Here is a 23,968-nt window from a genome sequence, read left to right on the forward strand (position 1 = left end):
GTGTTCGTGCGCCATGACGTTCCCGAGTGCGGAGTACATGAGATGAGCAACGAGCTGTCGAAGCGGATCGCCAACCTCTCACCGGAGAAGCGCGCCGAGCTGCTCAAGAAGATGGCCGCGCAGAAGGCCGTCGCCGGCAACTCTGTACAAGGCCTCATCCCGGTGCAGGACCGCTCGCGCCCGCTGCCCCTGTCCTTCGCCCAGCAGCGCCTCTGGTTCATTGATCAGCTGCAACCCGGCACCTCCCTCTTCAACGTGCCCATGGCGGTGCGGCTGGAGGGCTCGCTCGACGTGGCCGTGCTGGAGCGCGCGCTGCGCGAGGTGGTGCGCCGTCACGAAGTCCTTCGCACCACCTTCCGTGAGGACGCCTCGGGCCCCGTGCAGGTGGTGGCACCGGAGCCGCTGCTCACCCTGGAGCGCAAGGACCTCACGGGCTCGCCGCCCGAGGAAGCGTGGCGCCTGGCGCGCGAAGCGGCGGCCCAGCCCTTCGACCTCGCGACGGGGCCGCTGCTGCGGGCGCTGCTGCTGACGTCCGGCCCGGCAGAGCACCTGCTCGTCGTGGTGGTGCACCACATCGTCTCCGACGGTTGGTCCATGACGCTGCTGGTGCGCGAAGTCGCGCTGCTCTACGGCGCACTCGCGCGAGGACAAGCCGCGCCCCTGCCCCCGCTGGGCGTGCAGTACGCGGACTTCGGCGTCTGGCAGCGCGAGTGGTTGCAGGGCCCCCGGCTGGAGAAGCAGCTCGGGTACTGGAAGCAGCAGCTGGCCGGAGTGCCCTCCGCGCTGGAGCTGCCCACCGACTTCCCCCGCCCCGCCACCCGTGACGGCCGCGGTGCACGCCATGACGTGCTGCTGCCGCGCGAGTTGACGGACGCGCTCAAGGCCCTGGCGCAGCAGGAGGGCGCCTCCCTCTACATGGCGCTCCTGACGGGCTGGCAGATGCTGATGGCCCGCTACTCCGGCCAGGAGGACGTCACCGTCGGCTCCCCCATGGCGGGCCGTACACGCGGCGAGGTGGAGAGCCTCATCGGCCTCTTCGTCAACGCCCAGGTGCTTCGCACGCGGGTGACGCCCGACGCCTCCTTCCGCACGCTGCTGCGTCAGGTGCGGGAGACGGTGCTGGGCGCCCAGGAGCACCAGGAGCTGCCCATCGAGCGGCTCGTGGAGGAGTTGAAGCCCGAGCGCATCCCGGGGCGCACTCCCTTCTTCCAGGTGATGCTCACCTACCAGGCCTCCTTCCGCGGCGCCGCTACCGTCGAGGGCGTGAAGCTCGAGGCCCTGGAGCTCGACACCTTCTCCGCCAAGTTCGACCTCACCCTCCAGGTGCTCGAGACGGACGCGGGCCTCAAGGGCTACCTCGAATACACCACCGACCTCTTCTCCCCTTCCACCGCCGCTCGCATGGCCGAGCACCTCCGCGTGCTCCTGGAAGGCGCGGTCGCACAGCCGAATGAGGCAGTGGCCCGACTGCCGCTGCTGACCCCGGCGGAACAGAACGAAATGCTGGTGGCGTGGAACGCCACGAAGGCTCCGTTCCCCGAAGCGTGCATGCACGCGCTGTTCGAGGCGCAGGTGCGCCGTGCGCCGGAGGCGCTGGCCGCCGTATTTGAAGGAACGCAGCTGACGTACGCGCAGCTGGATGCGCGCGCCAATCAGCTCGCCCATGCCCTTCGCCGTCGCGGTGTCGGGCCGGAGGTCCGCGTCGCACTCAGTGTCGAGCGCTCACTCGATGTCGTCATCGGACTGCTCGGCATCCTGAAGGCCGGTGGCGCCTGGGTGCCGGTGGATCCGCTCCTGCCCCGGGAGCGCCTGGCCTTCATGTTGGAGGACAGCGCAGCGCAGGTGCTCGTCACCCAGCAGCCGCTGGTGGACCGCTTCCCGGAAGCACTGCATGCCCGCGCCCTCTGCCTGGACACCGAGCGGGAGTCGCTGGCGAACGAACCGACGGATGCACCCGTGACGGGCGTGACGCCCGCGAACATGGCGTACCTGCTCTACACCTCGGGCAGCACGGGCACGCCCAAGGGCACGGCGGTGGAGCACCGCAGCGTCGCCAACCTCGTCACCCACGAAGCGGTGGCCTACGGCATCGGCCCTGGCAGCCGCGTGCTGCAGTTCGCCAGCCTCAGCTTCGACCTGTCCGTGGAGGAAATCTTCACGACGCTCTGCAACGGCGCCGCGCTGGTGCTCGCCCCGCTGGAGAAGCTGATGCCGGGCGCACCGCTGCCCGTTCTGCTGCGCGAGCAACGCCTCTCCGTCATCAGCCTCACCCCCGCGGCCCTGGCGGCCACGTCCTCCGAAGGCCTTGCCGAGGTGCGCACCGTCATCTCCGGCGGTGAAGCCCTGCCCTCGGACGTCGTCGCGCGTTGGGCGCCGGGGCGGCGCCTGCTCAACACCTACGGCCCCACCGAGGCCACTGTCATCGCCACCTTCGGCGAGGTGGTCCCGGACGGGAGCGTGCCGTCCATCGGCAAGCCGCTGGCGAACGTGCGCGTCTACGTGCTGGACCCGCAAGGTCAGCCGGTGCCGGTGGGCGTGCACGGTGAGCTGCACATCGGTGGCGTGGGCGTCGCGCGTGGATACGCCGGACGGCCAGCTCTCACCGCCGAGCGCTTCATCCCGGACGCCTTCTCCTCCACTCCGGGCGCCCGTCTCTACCGCACGGGCGACGTGGTGCGCTGGCGTGCGGACGGCCAGCTGGACTTCGTTGGCCGCATCGACGCCCAGGTGAAGGTGCGCGGCTTCCGCATCGAGCTGGGCGAGGTCGAGAACGCCCTGCGCGCCGCTCCCGCCGTGAAGGATGCCGTCGTGCTCGCTCGCGAGGACGCGCCCGGCGAGAAGCGCCTGGTCGCCTATGTCGTGGGTGAAGCGCTCGACGTCACCGCCCTCCGTGCCCACCTCAAGCAGCACCTGCCCGAGTACATGGTGCCCGCTGCCTTCGTCTCCCTGGAGACGCTGCCGCTGACGTCCAACGGCAAGGTGGACCGCAAGGCCCTCCCGGCTCCGGATGCGAGCCTGCTTCGTGCTTCGCACACCTATGAAGCCCCAGCGACGCCGATGGAGGAGAAGCTCGCGGCGCTCTGGAGCGAAGTGCTGCGTGTCCCCACCGTGGGCCGCACGGACAACTTCTTCGAACTGGGTGGCCACTCGCTGCTCGCCACCCAGCTGGTGGCCCGCGTGCGCGCCGCGCTCGACGTGGAGTTGCCCCTTCGTGCCCTCTTCGAGGCCCCCACCATCGCCGCCCTGGCTGAACGCCTCCAGCGCGCCGCGACCGGTCCGCGTCTGCCATCCCTGACGCGCACGCGCACCGAAGGCCACCTGCCGCTCTCCTTCGCCCAGCAGCGCCTCTGGTTCCTCGACCAGCTGACCCCGGACGACGCCTCCTACAACCTCCCTGTCGCGCTGCGCCTCGTGGGCCGTCTGGACGTGGAGGCCCTGCGCCGCGCATTCGAGGCGCTCGTGGCGCGGCATGAAGCGCTGCGCACCACCTTCTTCGAAGAAGAGGGCCAGCCCTTCCAGCGCATCCATGCGCCGGCTTCCTGGTCACTCCCCGTGGAGGACCTGTCCGGGCTGGACGAATCCGCGCGCGAGACAGAAACGCTGCGGCTTGCCACCCGGGAAGCGCGGCAGCCCTTCCACCTCGTCCGCGGGCCGCTGCTGCGCACCGCCCTGCTCAAGCTTTCGGAGGAGTCCCACGTCCTCCTCGCGACGATGCACCACATCGTCTCCGACGGCTGGTCCATGGGCGTTCTCGTGAAGGAGCTGGCGGGCCTCTACGCGGCCTTCAGTGCGGGACAGGCCCCGTCACTCCCGCCGCTGCCGGTGCGGTACGCGGACTTCGCCCTCTGGCAGCGCCAGTGGTTGCAGGGCGAGACGCTCGAAGCGCAGCTGGGTTACTGGAAGCGGCAGTTGGCGGGAGCACCTGCTGCATTGGAGCTCCCCACGGACCGCCCGCGGCCGGCCAGCAAGTCCCTGCGCGGCGCCACGCTGCCCGTGCACTTCCCCTCGGAGCTGACGGACTCGCTGCGAAGCCTCGCCCAGCGTGAGGGCGCCACGCCCTTCATGCTGCTGCTGTCCGCCTTCCAGCTGCTCCTCTCGCGCTACTCCGGCCAGGACGACATCAGCGTCGGCTCCCCCATCGCGGGCCGTACCCACACGGAGGCGGAAGGCCTCATCGGCTTCTTCGTCAACACCCTGGTCCTGCGGGCCCGAGTGGATCCGCGCGCGACGTTCCGCGAACTGCTGGCCCAGGTGAAGGCCACCACGCTCGCCGCCTATGAGCACCAGCACGTGCCCTTCGAGAAGCTGGTGGAAGTCCTCCAGCCCTCGCGCGACCTGAGCCGCAGCGCCCTCTTCCAGGTGATGCTCGTCCTGCAGAACGCCCCGGCCGAAGCGCTGCGCGTTCCAGGCATGGCCTTCCAGCCCATCCCCCTGGAGGGCAACTCCTCCCGCTTCGATTTGTCCCTCACCCTCTTCGAGGTGCCCCAGGGCCTCACCGGCTTCCTCGAGTACAGCACCGACCTCTTCGACGCCTCCACCGTCCAGCGCCTCATGGGGCACTTCGGCGTCCTCCTCGGCGCCCTCGCGGCCCAGCCGGACGCGCGTGTCTCCGCGCTGCCCCTCATGACGGCCGCGGAGCAGCAGCGGCTTCTTGTGGAATGGAACGAGACGGACGCCGCCTTCCCGCGCGACAGCTGCATCCATGAGGCCTTCACGGCCCAGGCCCTTCGCACGCCGGAAGCCCCGGCCGTCATCTGCCGTGATCAGCAGCTCACGTTCCAGGAACTGGAGGCGCGCTCCAACCAACTGGCGCACCGGCTGTTGAAGCTGGGCGTCGGGCCCGACGTGCGCGTGGTGCTCTGCGTGGAGCGCTCCGTGGAGGCCCTCGTGGGCCTCCTCGGCATCCTCAAGGCCGGCGGCGCCTACGTGCCCGTGGACTTCCGCTACCCGCGCGAGTGGCTCGCTCACGTCCTCACCGACACCGGCGCTCCCGTCGTCCTCACCCAGCAGCGCGTGCGCGACGTGCTTCCCCCGCATACGGCCCAGATTGTCCTCCTCGACCCGGAGGCGGCGGAGTTCGCGGCCGAGTCCCGCGAAGCGCCCGGCGTGGCCGTCTCCGCCGAGCAACTGGCCTACATCATCTACACCTCCGGCAGCACCGGCCGCCCCAAGGGCGTGATGATCCAGCACCGCTCCGTGATGAACCTGCGGCAGGGGTTGGCCACCACCGTGCACCAGGGCCGGGGCGAGGCGGAGCGGGTCAGCGTCAACGCTCCGCTCTCCTTCGACGCCTCCGTCCAGCAGCTCGTCCAGGTGCTCGACGGCCACACCCTCTGCATCGTCCCGGAAGAGGCGCGTGCGGATGCCGGTGAGCTGGTGAAGCGCATCCGGCAGGACGCGCTGGAGGTCTTCGACTGCTCGCCCGCGCACCTGCGCCTGCTGCTGGATGAAGGGCTGCTGGAGCGCCAGGCCCTCCCGCGCCGTGTCCTCGTGGGAGGCGAAGCGGTGGATCCCGCCACCTGGCGCCACCTGGCCCAGGCTCCGCACCTGCGCGCCTTCAACGTCTACGGGCCCACCGAGTGCACCGTCGACGCCACCGCCTGCGCCTTCGACGCCTCCCCTACGCCCACCATCGGCAGGCCCCTGCCCAACGTCCGCGCGTACGTGTTGGACAGGTCCCTGCGTCTGGTACCCGTGGGCGTCGCCGGCGAGCTCTTCCTTGGCGGTGAGGGCGTGGGCCGCGGCTACCTCAACCGGCCGGAGTTGACGGCGGACCGCTTCATCCCGGACGCCTTCTCCTCCACGCCCGGAGCCCGCCTCTACCGCACGGGCGACGTGGTGCGCTGGCGCGCGGACGGGATGCTCGACTACCTGGGCCGCGCGGACTTCCAGGTGAAGGTGCGCGGCTTCCGCATCGAGCTGGGCGAAATCGAGTCCACGCTCCTCAAGCACCCCCAGGTGCACGCCGCCGTGGTGCTGGCACGCGAGGACATCCCCGGCGACAAGCGGCTCGTCGCCTACGTGGTGCCCACGGAAGGCACGGGCTCCGCATTGACGGCGGACGCCCTCAAGGACTGGCTCAAGCAGTCCCTGCCCGAGCACATGCGGCCCTCCGCGTTCCTCGTGCTGGAGGCCCTGCCCCTCAACGCCAATGGCAAGGTGGACCGCAAGGCCCTGCCCGTCCCGGATGCCGCGCCTCTCGCCGACTTCGTCGCCCCTCGCGACGCCACCGAGGAGAAGCTCGCGGACGCCTTCGCCCAGGTCCTGCGCCGTGAGCGCGTGGGCATCCACGACGACTTCTTCGCGCTGGGCGGCCACTCGCTGCTGGCCACCCAGCTCGTCTCCCGCGTGCGCACGGCCTTCGGCGTGGAACTGCCCCTGCGCGCCCTCTTCGAGGCCCCCACCGTCTCAGCCCTCGCAGAGCGTCTGCGCACCGCCCCCTCCGGCCCGCGTCCGCCGCCGCTGCCTTTCACTCCCCACGAAGGCCCCCCGCCCCTGTCCTTCGCCCAGCAGCGGCTGTGGCTGTTGGATCAACTCCGGCCGGGCAGCGCCGCCTACAACATCCCCGCCGCACTTCGCTTGAAGGGCCAGGTGGACGTGGAGGCCCTGCGTCTTGCCTTCGAGACCCTGGTCGCCCGGCATGAGACGCTGCGCACCACCTTCTTCCAGCACCACGGCGAGCCCGCGCAGCGCATCCACTCGCCCGCGACGTGGGCCCTGCCGCTGCTCGACGTCTCCTCGCTGTCCGAGGCCCCGCAGCGGGACGAAGAGGCACGCCGCCTCGCGAACCTCGAGGCCCGTCGTCCCTTCGACCTGGAAACGGGGCCCCTCCTTCGCACGTCGCTGGTGCGCCTGAGTGACGCCGAGCACCTGCTGCTGGTGACGATGCACCACATCGTCTCCGACGGCTGGTCCATGAGCGTCCTCGTTCGTGAGCTCACCGCGCTGTACGCGGCGTTCCACGCGGGTCAACCGCCCACCCTCGCGCCGCTGCCCGTGCAGTACGCGGACTTCGCCGTCTGGCAGCGCGACTGGCTCCAGGGCGAAACGCTGGAGACGCAGCTCGGCTACTGGAAGCAGCAGCTGTCCGGAGCGCCCGCCGCGCTGGACCTGCCCACGGACCGCCCGCGCCCGCCCGTGCAGTCGCACCGGGGCGCCACGGTGGACGTGCGTGTCCCCACGCAGGTCTCCGACGCACTGAAGGCCCTGGCCCAGCGTGAAGGCGCCACGCCCTTCATGCTGCTGCTCGCGGCCTGGCAGGTGCTCCTGTCGCGCTACTCCACGCAGGACGACATCAGCGTGGGCACGCCCATCGCGGGCCGCACGCAGGCGGAGACCGAGGGCCTCATCGGCTTCTTCGTCAACACGCTGGTGCTGCGGGCCCAGGTCCAGCCGCAGTCGACCTTCCGGGAGTTCCTCGCCCAGGTGCGCGGCACGACGCTCGCGGCCTTCGAGCACCAGCACGTCCCGTTCGAGAAGCTGGTGGAGACCCTCCACCCCGTGCGCGACCTGAGCCGCAGCGCGCTCTTCCAGGCGATGTTCGCCTTGCAGAACACGCCCGCGGAAGCCCTGCGCGTGCCGGGCCTGTCATTCGAGCAGCTTCCGCTCGAAGCGAACTCGGCGAAGTTCGACCTGACGCTGACGTTGCAGGACTCGCCGCAGGGCTTCATGGGCGTCCTGGAGTACAGCAGCGACCTCTTCAATGCCTCGACCATGCAGCGCATGGTGGGGAACCTGGGTGTGTTGCTGGAGGCCATCGCCGCGCAGCCGGACTCAACGCTCGCGGGCCTGCCGCTGCTCACCGCTCCGGAGCTGCAGCAGCTCCTCGTCGAGTGGAACGGCCCCCGTGCGGAGTTCCCGCGCGACCTCTGCCTCCACGACGCCTTCAGCGCCCAGGCCCGTCTCACCCCGGACGCCCCGGCCGTCATCTGCCGTGATGAGCAGCTCACCTTCCGCGAGTTGGACACGCGCGCCAATCAGCTTGCCCACCGGCTGGTGAAGCTGGGCGTCGGCCCAGACGTGCGCGTGGTGCTCTGCGTGGAGCGCTCCGTGGAGGCCCTCGTCGGCATCCTCGGTACGATGAAGGCCGGTGGTGCCTACGTGCCCATCGACCCCAGCTACCCGCGTGAGTGGCTCGCTCACGTCCTCCAGGACACCGGTGCGCCGGTGGTGCTCACCCAGGAGCGCCTGCGCGACTCACTGCCGCCCCACTCCGCCCACGACCTCTGCCTGGACTCCGGCGCCGCGGAGCTTTCCCGCGAGCCTTCGCACGCGCCAGCCACGGGCGTCACGCCGGAGCACCTGGCCTACATCATCTACACCTCTGGCAGCACCGGCCGCCCCAAGGGCGTGATGATTCAGCACCGCTCCGTGCTGAACCTGCGCGTCGCGCTCGCGGCCACCGTGCACGCAGGCGCCCAGCCTGGAGAGCGCGTCAGCGTCAACGCGCCGCTGTCCTTCGACGCCTCCGTCAAGCAGCTCATCCAGGTGCTCGACGGCCACACCCTCTGCATCGTCCCCGACGAGGCCCGCGCCGACGTGGGCGAGCTCGTCAACCGCATCGAGAAGGACGCGCTCGACGTCCTCGACTGCTCTCCCGCGCACCTGCGCCTCTTGCTGGATGAAGGCCTGCTGAAGCGTCAGGCCATCCCCAACCGCGTCCTCGTGGGCGGCGAAGCCGTGGACCCGGCCACCTGGCGTCACCTGGCGCAGGCCCCGCGCCCGCGCGTCTTCAACGTCTACGGCCCCACCGAGTGCACCGTCGACGCCACCGCTTGCGCCTTCGACGCCTCCCCCACGCCCACCATCGGCCGCCCCCTGCCCAACGTGCGCGTCTACGTGCTGGACCGCACGCTGCGCCCGGTGCCCGTGGGCGTCGCGGGTGAACTCTTCATCGGCGGTGAGGGTGTCGCCCGCGGCTACCTCAACCGGCCGGAGCTGACGGCGGACCGCTTCATCCCGGATGGCTTCTCCTCCACTCCAGGTGCCCGGCTCTACCGCACCGGCGACGTGGTGCGCTGGCGCGCGGACGGGATGCTCGACTACCTGGGCCGCGCTGACTTCCAGGTGAAGGTGCGCGGCTTCCGCATCGAGCTGGGTGAAATCGAGGCGGCCCTCCTCAAGCATCCCCAGGTGCATGCCACCGTCGTGCTGGCACGCGAGGACATCCCCGGCGACAAGCGGCTCGTCGCGTACGTGGTGCCCACGGAAGGTGCTGTTCCCGCCCCTACGCCTGACGCCCTCAAGGACTGGCTCAAGCAGTCCCTGCCCGAGCACATGCGGCCCTCCGCATTCCTCGTGCTGGAGGCCCTGCCGCTCAACACCAACGGCAAGGTGGACCGCAAAGCGCTGCCCGCGCCCCAGAGCGGTGCGGCCGCATCCACCTACGTCGCGCCGCGGACTCCCACCGAGGAGCAACTCGCGGCCCTCTTCACCCAGGTGCTGCGCGTGGAGCGCGTGGGCATCCACGACGACTTCTTCGCCCTCGGTGGCCATTCGCTGCTGGCCACCCAGCTCGTCTCGCGCGTGCGCGCCACGTTCCGCCAGGAGTTGCCGCTCCGGGCCCTCTTCGAAGCGCCCAACGTGGCCGCGCTCGCCGAGCGCCTCCAGTCCCAGACACCGAGCCTCCGCCTCCCTCCGCTCACGCGGACCCATGCGAATGGCCCCCAGCCGCTGTCCTTCGCCCAACAGCGCCTCTGGTTCCTGGATCAGCTCACGCCGGGCGATGCGTCGTACAACATGCCCACGGCGCTCCGGTTGACGGGACATGTGGACGTGGAGGCACTGCGCCGCGCCTTTGAAGCGCTGGCCGCGCGCCACGACTCCCTGCGCACCACCTTCCGCGAGCATCAGGGGGAGGCTGCCCAGCACATCCACACGCCCGCCACGTGGGCGTTGCCGCTCATCGACCTTTCCGGCCTGCCCGAAGCGCAGCGCGAAACCGAAGCCCAGCGGAAGGTCGAAGCGGAGGCACGTCAGCCATTCGACCTGCGGAACGGTCCGCTGCTGCGCACCGCGCTCGTGCGGCTGGCAGCCGAAGAGCACCTGTTGCTCGTGACGATGCACCACATCGTCTCCGACGGCTGGTCCATGGGCGTGCTTGTCCGCGAGCTGGTGGCCTTCTACGAGGCCTTCAGCGCCGGTCAGACGCCCGCGCTCGCCCCACTACCCGTGCAGTACACGGACTTCGCGACGTGGCAGCGTGACTGGCTCCAGGGCGAAACGCTCGACACGCAGCTGGGCTACTGGAAGCAGCAGCTCGCGGATGCTCCGGCCACGCTGGAGCTGCCCACGGATCATCCCCGCCCGGCCATCCAGTCCCACGCGGGCGCAACCCACTCCGTCCAGATTCCCCTGGCGACGTCCGATGCGCTCAAGGCGCTGGCCCAGCGCGAGGGCGCCACGCCCTTCATGGTGCTGCTCGCGGCCTGGCAGGTGCTCCTGTCGCGTTACTCCGCACAGGACGACATCACCGTCGGCTCTCCCATCGCGGGCCGCACCCAGGCGGAGACCGAAGGCCTCATCGGCTTCTTCGTGAACACGCTCGTCCTGCGCGCGCGCGTGACGCCAGAGGACTCCTTCCGCAAGCTGCTCGCCCAGGTGCGCGGCACGACGCTCACAGCTTTTGAGCATCAGCACGTGCCCTTCGAAAAGCTGGTGGAAGCCCTCCAGCCCGTGCGGGACACGAGCCGCAGTCCGCTGTTCCAGGTGATGTTCGTCCTGCAGAACGCACCTGCCGAAGCGCTGCGAGTTCCGGGCCTCACCTTCCGGCCGGTCGTCGCGGAAGGGCACTCCGCCAAGTTCGATCTCACCCTGACGCTGCAGGAGTCGCCGCAGGGTTTCATCGGCTGGCTGGAGTACAGCACCGCGCTCTTCGAGCGGAGCACCATCGAGCGGATGGGCAGCCATCTGCGCACGCTGCTGGAGGCCGTGGCCGCGAAGCCCGAGCAGCCCGTGGCCGAGCTGTCCTTCCTCTCCAGCGACGAGCGCCAGCGCGTCCTCGTGGAGTGGAATGACACGGCCGCCGGCAGTCCGACGGACGTTCCTGTCCACATCCACTTCGCCCAGCAGGCCCAGCGCATGCCCGACGCGGTGGCGCTAGTCCTGGGGGACGCAACGCTGACCTACGGACAGCTCGAGGCCCGTGCCAACCAGCTCGCCCATCACCTGCGCGCCCTGGGCATCGTCCCCGGCGCGCGAGTCGGTCTCGCCGTCGAGCGCTCCTTCGAGCTGGTGACGGCCCTGCTCGCCATCCTCAAGGTGGGCGCCGCCTTCGTCCCCGTGGACCGCAATGCACCCGTGGAGCGCATCGCTGCCCTGCTGGAGGATGCGGACGTCAGCGTAACGCTCACGCACCAGCCCTTCGCCTCACTGCTGCCCGCCAACGGCACCCGCGTCTGGCTGGATGCGCAGCAGGACGTCATCGCCGCGCTGCCCACGCACGCCCTCGATGTCCGCGTGGACGGCGAAGCCCTGGCCTACGTCATGTTCACGTCGGGCTCCACGGGCCGCCCCAAGGGCGTCTGCGTGCCGCACCGGGGCATCACCCGCCTGGTCCTGGGCAGCACCTTCATGCGGTTCGGGCCCGACGAGGTCTGGCTCCAGGCGGCACCCGTCGCCTTCGACGCCTCCACGCTCGAAATCTGGGGCGCGCTGCTGCACGGCGCGAAGCTCGTCCTCGCTCCGTCCCACTCCCTCTCGCTGGAGGAGTTGGCCGCCCAGCTGCGTCACCACCGCGTGACGTCCCTGTGGCTCACCGCGGCCCTCTTCGAGCAGATGGTCCTGCACCAGGGTGAAGCCCTCGCCAGCGTGCGGCAGGTCCTCGCGGGTGGCGACGTGCTGCCTGCCGCTCGCGTGAAGGAGCACCTCGCTCGCATTCCTGAAGGCACTGCCCTCATCAACGGCTACGGCCCCACGGAGAACACCACCTTCTCCGCGACGTTCGCCATGCAGCACGGCACGCGCGTGGAGGGCGCGGTGCCCATTGGCCGGCCGCTCTCCAACTCCACCGCCTACGTGCTCGACGCGCGCCTGCGCCCGGTGTCCGTGGGCGTCGCCGGTGAGGTGTACGTCGGTGGCCAGGGCCTCGCCTGGGGCTACCTGAACCGGCCCGACCTGACCGCGGAACGCTTCGTTCCCCATCCCTTCGCTGCCACTCCGGGCGAGCGGCTCTACCGCACGGGAGACAAGGCCCGCTGGTTGCCTGACGGCACGCTCGACTTCCTGGGCCGCGTCGACTTCCAGGTGAAGGTGCGTGGCTTCCGCATCGAACTGGGTGAAGTCGAAGCCGCGCTGCGCTCCTCCACCGGCGTCAACGAGGCGGTCGTCGTGGCTCGGGGCGCCGACACGGACAAGCGCCTCATCGGCTACGTCACCGCCAGCGAGGGCCACACGCTGGACGCTGAGTCGCTCAAGGCGACCCTCAAGCAGCGGCTGCCCGAGTACATGGTGCCCTCCGCGTTCCTGGTGCTGGACGCGATGCCCCTCAACGCCAACGGAAAGGTGGACCGCAAGGCCCTGCCGGAGCCGGGGGAAGCCTCAAGCACCGCCGCCTTCGTCGCCCCCCGCAACGCCACGGAGGAGCAGCTGGCCGCCCTCTTCGCCGAGGTCCTCCGGGTGGAGCGCGTGGGCATCCACGATGACTTCTTCGCGTTGGGTGGCCACTCGCTCCTGGCCACCCAGCTCGTCTCGCGCGTGCGCGCCACGTTGGGGCGGGAGTTGCCCCTGCGGGCCCTCTTCGATGCCCCGACCGTGGCTGCCCTTGCGTTGAAGCTCGCGGACGCGCGGCCCGCGGTCCAGGGGGCGCCTTCGCTTCGGCTCGCACCGCGCGCGGGAGGCATTCCGCTCTCCTTCGCCCAGCAGCGTCTGTGGTTCCTGGATCAGCTCACGCCGGGAGATGCGTCGTACAACATCCCGACGGCGCTGCGGCTGAAGGGCCAGGTGGACGTGGAGTCGTTGCGTCGCGCCTTCGAAGCGCTGGTCGCCCGTCACGAGTCCCTGCGCACGACCTTCCACGAGCAGGAAGGGCAGGCCGTGCAGCAGATCCACGTGCCGGACGCGTGGACGTTGCCGCTCGTGGACCTGTCCTCGCTGCCCGAAGTGCAGCGCGAAGCCGACGCCCAACGCCGGGTCGCGAAGGAAGCGAGCCAGCCCTTCCACCTGGAGCGAGGGCCGCTGCTGCGCACGACCCTTCTGCGACTGGCGGCCGAGGAGCACCTGTTGCTGATGACGATGCACCACATCGTCTCCGACGGCTGGTCCATGGGTGTGCTCGTCCGGGAGCTGGTGGCCTTCTACGAGGCCTTCAGCACGGGGAAGACACCCAAGCTGGCCCCGCTGCCCATGCAGTACGCGGACTTCGCGGAACGGCAGCGCCATTGGCTCCAGGGCGAGACGCTGGAGGCACAGCTCGGCTACTGGAAGAAGCAGCTCGCGGGCGCTTCATCCGCGCTGGAGCTGCCCACGGATCATCCGCGTCCGGCCATCCAGTCCTACCAGGGCGCGGCCGTCGCCATCCGGATTCCCCAGGGGACGTCCGAAGCGCTCAAGGCGCTGGCCCAGCGTGAAGGCGCCACGCCTTTCATGTTGCTGCTGGCGGCCTTCCAGGTGCTCCTGTCGCGTTACTCCGCGCAGGACGACATCAGCGTGGGTTCGCCCATCGCGGGCCGCACGCAGGCGGAGACCGAGGGCCTCATCGGCTTCTTCGTGAACACGCTCGTCCTGCGTGCCCACGTGCAGCCGCGGTTGACCTTCCGTGGGTTCCTCTCCCAGGTGCGCGGCACGACGCTCGCGGCGTACGAACACCAGCACCTCCCGTTCGAGAAGCTGGTGGAAGCGATCCAGCCCGTGCGGGACGCGAGCCGCAGTCCGCTGTTCCAGGTGATGTTCGCGCTCCAGAACGCCCCAGCGGAGGAGCTGCGCGTTCCCGGCCTCACCTTCCAGCAGGTGACCACCGAAGGGCGCTCCGCCAAGTTCGACCTCAACCTGGCACTTCAGGATTCACCGCAGGGCTTCATCGGTTCGCTGGAGTACAGCACCGCGCTCTTCGAGCGGAGCACCGTGGAGCGGATGGGCAGCCATCTGCGCACGCTGCTGGAGGCCGTGGCCGCCAGGCCCGAGCAGCCCCTGTCCGAGCTCCCCCTCCTCTCCAGCGATGAGCGCCGGCAGCTCCTTGTCGAGTGGAACCCGGAAGCAGCCCTGGCGATGCGTGAGCCCAGCATCCCGGCGATGGTGGAAGCCCAGGTGCGCCGCACGCCGGACGCGGTCGCCATCATCACGCCCGAGCGGCAGCTGACGTATCGGGAGCTGGATGCGAAGGCCAACCAGCTCGCCCACCGTCTGCGCGGCTTGGGCGTCAGGCCCGAAGTCCGCGTCGGCCTCTGCGTTGAGCGTACCGAGGACCTCGTCATCGGTGCGCTCGGCATCCTCAAGGCCGGTGGCGCGTACGTGCCGCTGGATCCCAGCTATCCGCGTGAGCGTCTGGGCTGGCTGTTGGAGGACGCCCAGGGCCCTGCCCTTGTCGCCCATTCGAACCTGCTCTCCGCGCTACCTGAAACCACCGCCACGCCGGTGTGCCTTGATTCAGATGCGGAGCTGGCGAAGCAGCCCACCACGGCGCCGGGCGTGGACATCCACCCGGGCCACCTCGCCTACCTCATCTACACGTCCGGCAGCACCGGTCGTCCCAAGGGGGTCGCCATCTCCCATGGCAATGCCGTGGCCTTCCTCCACTGGGCGCTGGCGACGTTCGCTCCGGAAGAACTGAAGGGCACGCTCGCCGCGACGAGCCTCAACTTCGACCTCTCCGTCTTCGAACTCTTCGCACCACTCTCAAGTGGCGGCGCGGTGGTGGTGGCACGCAACGCCTTGCATCTGGCGGAGCTGCCCACCGCCTCCCACGTCACCCTCGTCAACACGGTGCCCTCCGCCATGGCGCAGCTGCTGCGCCTGAATGCAGTGCCGCCGGGCGTACGTGTCATCAACCTCGCGGGCGAAGCCCTGCCGGAGACGTTGGCGAAGCAGGTCTACGCCGTCCCGACGGTGCAGAAGCTCTACAACCTCTACGGGCCTTCCGAGGACACCACCTACTCCACCGCCTCCCTCGTTGGCCGTGACGAAGTGCCCCTCATTGGCCGCCCGCTGCCAGCGACGCGCGCCTACGTGTTGGACGCTTCGTTGCAGCCGGTGCCCGTCGGTGTGGCAGGTGAACTGTACCTCGCCGGTGAAGGCCAGGCGCGCGGCTACCTCCTGCGTCCGGAACTCACCGCGGAGCGCTTCGTCCCCGAACCCTACGGGCCTCCCGGCAGCCGCATGTACCGCACGGGAGACCGCGTGCGGTACCGCCTGGACGGACGGCTGGAGTACCTCGGCCGCATCGACTTCCAGGTGAAGGTGCGGGGCTTCCGCATCGAACTGGGTGAAATCGAAGCCACGCTCCGCTCCGCCATCGGCGTCAACGAGGCGGTCGTCGTGGCCCGGGGCACGGACGCGGACAAGCGCCTCATCGGCTACGTCACCGCGCGCGAAGGCCACTCGCTGGACTCTGAGTCACTCAAGGCGACCCTCAAGCAGCGGCTGCCCGAGTACATGGTGCCCTCCGCGCTCGTCGTCCTGGACGCGCTGCCTCTCAACGCCAACGGCAAGGTGGACCGCAAGGCCCTGCCGGAGCCGGGGGAAGCTTCGAGCACTGTCGCCTTCGTCGCCCCGCGCAGCGCCACCGAGGAGCAGCTGGCCGCCCTCTTCACCGAGGTCCTCCGGGTCGAGCGCGTGGGCATCCACGATGACTTCTTCACGCTGGGAGGCCACTCGCTCCTGGCCACCCAGCTCGTCTCGCGCGTGCGCGCCACGCTGGGGTTGGAGTTGCCCCTGCGGGCCCTCTTCGATGCCCCGACCGTGGCCACCCTCGCGCTGAAGCTCGCGGACGCACGGCCCGCGGCGGCACGGGCTCCCCTGCTGCGGCCTGCGTCGAGGCAAGGCGCCATTCCGCTCTCCTTCGCCCAGCAGCGCCTCTGGTTCCTGGATCAGCTCACGCCGGGAGATGCGTCGTACAACATCCCGACGGCGCTCCGGCTGAAGGGCCAGCTGGACGTGGAGTCGTTGCGTCGCGCCTTCGAAGCGCTGGTCACCCGTCACGAATCCCTGCGCACCACCTTCCATGAGCAGGAAGGACAGGCCGTGCAGCAGATCCATGTGCCGGACGCGTGGACGTTGCCGCTCGTGGACCTGTCCGCGCTGCCCGAAGTGCAGCGCGAAGCCGACGCCCAGCGCCGGGTCGCGAAGGAAGCGAGCCAGCCCTTCCACCTGGAGCGAGGGCCGCTGCTGCGCACGACCCTTCTGCGACTGGCGGCCGAGGAGCACCTGTTGCTGGTGACGATGCACCACATCGTCTCCGACGGCTGGTCCATGGGCGTGCTTGTCCGTGAGCTGGTGGCCTTCTACGAGGCCTTCGGCACCGGGCAGACGCCCAAGCTCGCCCCGCTGCCCGTGCAGTACGCGGACTTCGCGGAACGGCAGCGCCATTGGCTCCAGGGCGAGACGCTGGAGGCACAGCTCGGCTACTGGAAGAAGCAGCTCGCGGGCGCATCATCCGCGCTGGAACTGCCGGCCGATCATCCGCGTCCGGCCATCCAGTCCCACAAGGGCGCGGCCATCGCCGTCCGGATTCCCCAGGGGACGTCCGACACCCTCAAGGCGCTGGCCCAGCGTGAAGGCGCCACGCCCTTCATGGTGCTGCTCGCGGCCTGGCAGGTGCTGCTGTCGCGTTACTCAGCACAGGATGACATCACCGTGGGTTCGCCCATCGCGGGCCGCACGCAGGCCGAGACCGAAGGGCTCATCGGCTTCTTCGTCAACACGCTCGTCCTCCGCACGCGCGTGACGCCGGAGGACTCCTTCCGCAAGCTGCTTGCCCAGGTGCGCGGCACGACGCTCGCGGCGTACGAACACCAGCACCTTCCGTTCGAGAAGCTGGTGGAAGTCATCCAGCCCGTGCGGGACGCGAGCCGCAGTCCGCTGTTCCAGGTGATGTTCGCGCTCCAGAACGCTCCGGCCGGCGAGCTGCGCGTTCGAGGCCTCACCTTCCAGGAGGTGACCTCCGAGGCGCGCTCCGCCAAGTTCGACCTCACCCTGGTACTTCAGGACTCGCCCCAGGGCTTCTTCGGTTCGCTCGAGTACAGCACCGCCCTCTTCCAGCGAAGCACGGTGGAGCGGATGGGTAGCCACCTGCGCACGCTGTTGGAGGCCGTGGCCGTCAGGCCCGAGCAGCCCGTGGCCGAGATGTCCCTCCTCTCCAGCGACGAGCGTCAGCGCATCCTCGTGGAGTGGAATGACACGGCTGCCATCAGCCCAACGGACGTCCCGGTCCACGTCCACTTCGCGCAGCAGGCTCAGCGCACGCCGCATGCCGTCGCGCTGGTCCTCGGAGACGCGACGCTGACGTACGCGCGACTGGACGCGCGCGCGAACCAGTTGGCCCACCACCTGCGCAACCTCGGCATCGCCCCGGGTGCGCGCATTGGCCTCGCCGTCGAGCGCTCCTTCGATCTGGTGACGGCCCTGCTCGCCATCCTCAAGGTGGGCGCCACCTACGTCCCCGTGGACCGCAATGCCCCGGTGGAGCGCATCGCCTCCCTGCTGGAGGACGCGGACGTCCACTTCGTCGTCACCCACCAGCCCTTCGCCTCGCTGCTGCCCGCTTCGGGGACTCGCGTGTGGCTGGACGCCCAGGCCGGTGACATCGCCGCGTGCCCCACCCATGCCCCCGACGTCCGCGTGGACGGCGAGGCGATGGCCTACGTCATGTTCACCTCGGGCTCCACGGGCCGTCCCAAGGGCGTCTGCGTGCCTCACCGGGGCATCACCCGGATGGTGCTCGGCAGCACCTTCATGCACTTCGGGCCTGAAGAAGTCTGGCTCCATGTCGCCCCGGTCGCCTTCGACGCCTCCACCCTCGAAATCTGGGGCGCCCTGCTGAATGGCTCGAAGCTCGTCCTCGCTCCGCCCCACTCCCTCTCCCTGGAGGAATTGGCCGCACTGCTGCGCCTCCACGGCGTGACGACGCTCTTCCTCACCACTGCCCTCTTCGAGCAGATGGCCCTGCACCAGGGCGAAGCCCTCGCAGGCGTGCGGCAGATTCTCTCCGGTGGCGACGTGCTGCCCGCCGACCGCGTGCGCGAGCACCTCGCTCGCATTCCCGAGGGCGCCAGCTTCCACAACGCCTACGGCCCCACGGAGAACACCACCCTCGCCACCACCTTCGCCATGCACCACGGCTCGCGCGTCGAGGGCGCGGTGCCCATTGGCCGGCCTCCTTCCAACTCCACCGTCTACGTGCTCGACGCGCACCAGCACCCCGTGCCCGTGGGCATCGCCGGTGAGGTGTACGTCGGTGGCCTCGGCCTCGCCTGGGGCTACCTGCACCGCCCCGACCTGACCGCGGAGCGCTTCGTCCCCCACCCCTTCGCCTCCACTCCCGGCGAGCGCCTCTACCGCACGGGCGACAAGGCCCGCTGGCGGGAGGACGGCACGCTCGACTTCCTCGGCCGTGTCGACCTCCAGGTGAAGGTGCGTGGCTTCCGCATCGAGCTGGGTGAAATCGAAGTCGCGCTGCGCTCCGCCACCGGCGTCAACGAAGCGGTCGTCGTGGCGCGTGGCACGGGCGTGGACAAGCGCCTCATCGGCTACGTCACCGCACGCGCGGGCCAGTCGCTGAATGCGGACACCCTCAAGGCCAGCCTCAAGCAGCGGCTGCCCGAGTACATGGTGCCGTCGGCCTTCGTGGTGCTGGACGCCCTGCCCCTCAACGCCAACGGCAAGGTGGACCGCAAGGCCCTGCCGGAGCCTGGAAACACTCCCCGGAGCTCCGACTTCGTCGCGCCGCGCACCGCCACCGAGGAGCAGCTGGCCGTCCTCTTCGCCGAGGTCCTCCGGGTGGAGCGCATCGGCGTGCGGGACGACTTCTTCGCCATGGGAGGCCACTCGCTGTTGGCCACCCAGCTCGTCTCGCGCGTGCGGTCCACCTTCCGCGTGGAACTGCCGCTCCGGGCCCTCTTCGACGCCCCCACCGTCGAAGGCCTCGCGCCGAGGCTCGAAGGAGTCCAGTCCTCCGGGCTCCGCGCACCGCCCCTGCGGCCCCTGCCGCGCGAAGGCGCCATTCCGCTGTCCTTCGCACAGCAGCGCCTCTGGCTGCTGGATCAGCTCCAGCCCGGAGACATCTCGTACAACATCCCCACCGCCCTGCGGCTCACGGGGCAGGTGGACGTGGAGTCGTTGCGCCGCGCCTTCGAGGCGCTGGTGGAGCGTCACGAATCGCTGCGCACCACACTCTCCACGGCCCAGGAGGAACCGTCGCAATCCATCCAGGACGCCTCCAGCTGGGAGCTGCCCCTCATCGACCTGACCTCCCTCCCCGAGTCGCAGCGGGAGGAGGAGGCCCAGCGCGCGGCGGCCATGGAGGCCCGGCGTCCCTTCCAACTCACGACGGGCCCCTTGCTGCGCAGCACCCTGGTGCGGCTGGCAGCCGAAGAGCACCTGTTGCTGGTGACGATGCACCACATCGTCTCCGACGGCTGGTCCATGGGCGTGCTCGTCCGGGAGATGGCGGCCTTCTACGAAGCCTTCAGCACCGGCCGGGAGGCCTCCCTTCCGCCGATGCCCGTGCAGTACGCGGACTTCGCGCTGTGGCAGCGAGGCTGGCTCCAGGGCGAGGCCCTGGACGCGCAGCTGGGCTATTGGAAGAAGCAGCTGTCGGGGGCACCTTCCGCGCTGGACCTGCCCACGGACCGCCCGCGTCCGCCGGTGCAGTCACGCCGTGGCGCAACGGTGGACATCAGCGTTCCGCCGCAGGCCTCGCAGGCCCTCAAGACCCTGGCCCAGGCTGAAGGCGCCACGCCCTTCATGCTGCTGCTCGCGGCCTGGCAGGTGTTCCTGTCCCGCTACTCCACGCAGGATGACATCAGCGTGGGCACGCCCATCGCGGGCCGCACGCAGGCGGAGACCGAAGGCCTCATCGGCTTCTTCGTCAACACGCTCGTGTTGCGTGCTCACGTCCAGCCGCGGTCGACCTTCCGTGAGTTCCTCGCCCAGGTGCGCGGCACGACGCTCGCGGCCTACGAGCACCAGCACCTGCCCTTCGAGAAGCTGGTGGAGGTCCTCCAGCCCTCGCGTGACCTGAGCCGCAGCGCGCTCTTCCAGGCGATGTTCTCCCTGCAGAACGCGCCCACGGAAGCGCTGCGCCTGCCCGGGCTGTCCTTCCAATCCGTCCCGGTGGACACCCGGTCCTCCAAGTTCGACCTGACGCTCACCCTCGTCGAGTTGCCCCAGGGCTTCGTCGGAACGCTGACGTACGCCACGGACCTCTTTGACGCCTCGACCGCGCATCGCATGGCGGGGCACCTGGGCGTGTTGCTGGAGGCCATCGCCGCGCAGCCGGACTCGACGCTCGCGGGCCTGCCGCTGCTTACTGCTCCGGAGCGCCAGCAGCTGCTCGTTGACTGGAACGGCCCCAGCGCGGAGTTCCCGCGCGACCTCTGCCTCCACGACGCCTTCAGCGCCCAGGCCCTCCGCACGCCTGAAGCCCTCGCCGTCATCTGCCGTGAGGAGCAGCTCACCTTCCGCGAGTTGGACACGCGCGCCAATCAGCTTGCCCACCGGCTGGTGAAGTTGGGCGTCGGCCCAGACGTGCGCGTGGTGCTCTGCGTGGAGCGCTCCGTGGAGGCCCTCGTTGGCATCCTCGGTACGATGAAGGCCGGTGGTGCTTACGTGCCCATCGACCCCAGCTACCCGCGTGAGTGGCTTGCTCACGTCCTCCAGGACACCGGCGCTCCGGTGGTGCTCACCCAGGAGCGCCTGCGCGACTCACTGCCGCCGCACTCCGCGCATGACCTCTGCCTGGACTCCGGCGCCGCGGAGCTCTCCCGCGAGCCTTCGCACGCGCCGTCCACGGGCGTCACGCCGGAGCATCTGGCCTACATCATCTACACCTCCGGTAGCACCGGCCGCCCCAAGGGCGTGATGATTCAGCACCGCTCCGTGCTGAACCTGCGCGTCGCGCTCGCGGCCACCGTGCACGCGGGGGCCCAGCCTGGAGAGCGCGTCAGCGTCAACGCGCCGCTGTCCTTCGACGCCTCCGTCAAGCAGCTCATCCAGGTGCTCGACGGCCACACCCTCTGCATCGTCCCCGACGAGGCCCGCGCCGACGTGGGCGAGCTCGTCAACCGCATCGAGAAGGACGCCCTGGACGTCCTCGACTGCTCGCCCGCGCACCTGCGCTTGCTGGTGGATGAAGGCCTGCTGGAGCGTCAGGCCACTCCCAACCGCGTCCTCGTGGGCGGCGAAGCCGTGGACCCCGCCACCTGGCGTCACCTGGCGCAAGCCCCGCGCCCGCGCGTCTTCAACGTCTACGGCCCCACCGAGTGCACCGTCGACGCCACCGCTTGCGCCTTCGACGCCTCCCCCACGCCTACCATCGGCAGGCCCCTGCCCAACGTGCGCGTCTACGTGCTGGATCGCACGCTGCGCCCGGTGCCCGTGGGCGTCGCGGGTGAGCTCTTCATCGGCGGCGAAGGCGTTGCCCGCGGCTACCTCAACCGGCCGGAGCTGACGGCGGACCGCTTCATCCCGGATGGCTTCTCCTCCACGCCCGGTGCCCGCCTCTACCGCACCGGCGACGTGGTGCGCTGGCGCGCGGACGGGATGCTCGACTACCTGGGCCGCGCCGACTTCCAGGTGAAGGTGCGCGGCTTCCGCATCGAGCTGGGTGAAATCGAGGCGCGTTTGCTGGGACATCCCGCCGTGCATCAAGCCGTGGTGCTGGCGCGCGAGGACGTGCCCGGAGACAAGCGGCTCGTCGCGTACCTCGTGCCGGAGGAAGGCCAATCTCTCGACGTCACGGAGCTGCGGACCTTCCTCAAGCAGCACCTGCCCGAGTACATGGTGCCCTCCGCGCTCATGGTGCTGGAGGCCCTGCCGCTCAACACCAACGGCAAGGTGGACCGCAAGGCCCTGCCCGCGCCCCAAGGCACCGCGCTCGCTTCCACCTACGTCGCGGCGGGCACTCCCGCCGAGGAGCAGCTCGCCGCCCTCTTCATGCAGGTGTTGCGCGTGGAGCGCGTGGGCATCCACGACGACTTCTTCGCCCTCGGGGGCCACTCGCTGCTGGCCACGCAGCTCGTCTCACGCATCCGCTCCACCTTCCGCGTGGAGTTGCCGCTCCGGGCGCTCTTCGAGGCGCCCACCGTGGCCGCCCTCGCGGAGCGGATCCAGGCCATCAAGCCGAACGTCGCTCACCTGCCTCCGCGCACCCGGACTCACGTGGGTGGCCCGCGGCCGTTGTCCTTCGCGCAGCAGCGGCTGTGGCTGCTGGATCAGCTCCAGCCTAGGGACGCGTCCTACAACATCCCCACCGCGCTCCAGCTCTCGGGAAGCGTGGACGCGGAGGCCCTGCGCCGTGCGTTCGAGGCACTCGTCCAGCGCCATGAAGCCCTGCGCACCACCTTCGGCCAGCATCAGGACCAGCCCATCCAGATCATCCACGCTCCCAGCGGATGGGAACTCCCGCTCGTGGACCTCTCCTCTCTGCCTGAAGCACTTCGGGAGAACGAGGCGCGGCGGCTGGCTGACGAGGAGGCACGGCGGCCGTTCGACCTCGCCAGGGGTCCGCTGCTGCGCAGCACGTTGGTGCGGCTGGCCAATGACTCGCACCTGCTGCTGGTGACGATGCACCACATCGTCTCCGACGGCTGGTCCATGGGTGTCCTCGTCCGGGAAGTGGCGACCTTCTACGCGGCCTTCTCCACGGGCCAGTCGCCTTCTCTTCCTGCACTGCCCGTGCAGTACGCGGACTTCGCGACGTGGCAGCGCGACTGGCTCCAGGGCGAGGCCCTGCAAGCGCAGATCGACTACTGGAAGCAGCAGCTCGCAGGGGCTCCGGCGGCGCTGGAGCTGCCCACGGACCGTCCGCGGCCGCCCGTGCAGTCGCACCGGGGTGGCACGGTGCAGGTGCACATCCCCAAACACATCTCGGAGGCCCTCAAGTCCCTGACCCAGCGCGAAGGCGCCACGCCCTTCATGACGCTGCTGGCGGCGTTCCAGGTGCTGCTGTCGCGCTACTCCGCGCAGGATGACATCAGCGTGGGTTCGCCCATCGCCGGCCGTACCCAGGCGGAGACCGAAGGCCTCATCGGCTTCTTCATCAACACCCTGGTCCTGCGCGCCCAGCTGAACCCGCGCGCGACCTTCCGTGAGCTGCTGGCGCAGGTGCGAGGCACGACGCTCGCGGCCTACGACCACCAGCACCTGCCCTTCGAGAAGCTCGTCGAAGCCGTGCAGCCCACGCGCGACCTGAGCCGCAGCCCGCTCTTCCAGGCCATGTTCGTCCTGCAGAACGCGCCCACCGAGGCGCTGCGTCTGCCGGGCCTGTCCTTCCAGTCCCTGCCACTGGAAACCCACTTCGCCAAGTTCGACCTCTCCCTGGGTCTGCGCGAAGGGAAGGACGGCTTCGTCGGCACGTTCGATTACGCGGCGGACCTCTTCGACGCGTCGACCATCGAGCGCATGGCCGGGCACTTCGGTATGTTGCTGGAGGCCATCGCGAAGAAGCCGGACACGAGGCTGGGCGACCTGCCCCTGCTGACCGCCACGGAGCGCCAGCAGCTCCTTGTCGAGTGGAATCCGGAAGCAGCCCTGGCGATTCGTGAGCCCAGCATCCCCGCGATGGTGGAAGCCCAGGTGCGCCGTACGCCGGATGCCGTGGCTGTCATCACGCCCGAGCGGCAGCTGACGTATCGGGAGCTGGATGCCAAGGCGAACCAACTGGCTCATCGCCTACGCGGTTTGGGCGTCGGGCCCGAAGTCCGCGTCGGCCTCTGCGTCGAGCGTACCGAGGACCTCGTCATCGGTGCTCTCGGCATCCTCAAGGCCGGTGGCGCCTATGTGCCGTTGGATCCCGGCTACCCGCGTGAGCGGCTGGGCT

1 protein-coding gene is annotated in these 23,968 nt (G+C 69.9%); it reads left to right on the plus strand.

The annotated features are described in order from the left end of the window. Positions 1-42: 42 nt before the first annotated feature. Positions 43-23,968 (plus strand): non-ribosomal peptide synthase/polyketide synthase (locus D7W81_RS06400; RefSeq protein WP_120554431.1); only part of this gene is annotated, 23,926 nt, incomplete at its 3' end.

Origin of the sequence: Corallococcus aberystwythensis (genome assembly GCF_003612165.1) — a bacterium.
Lineage (GTDB): Bacteria > Myxococcota > Myxococcia > Myxococcales > Myxococcaceae > Corallococcus > Corallococcus aberystwythensis.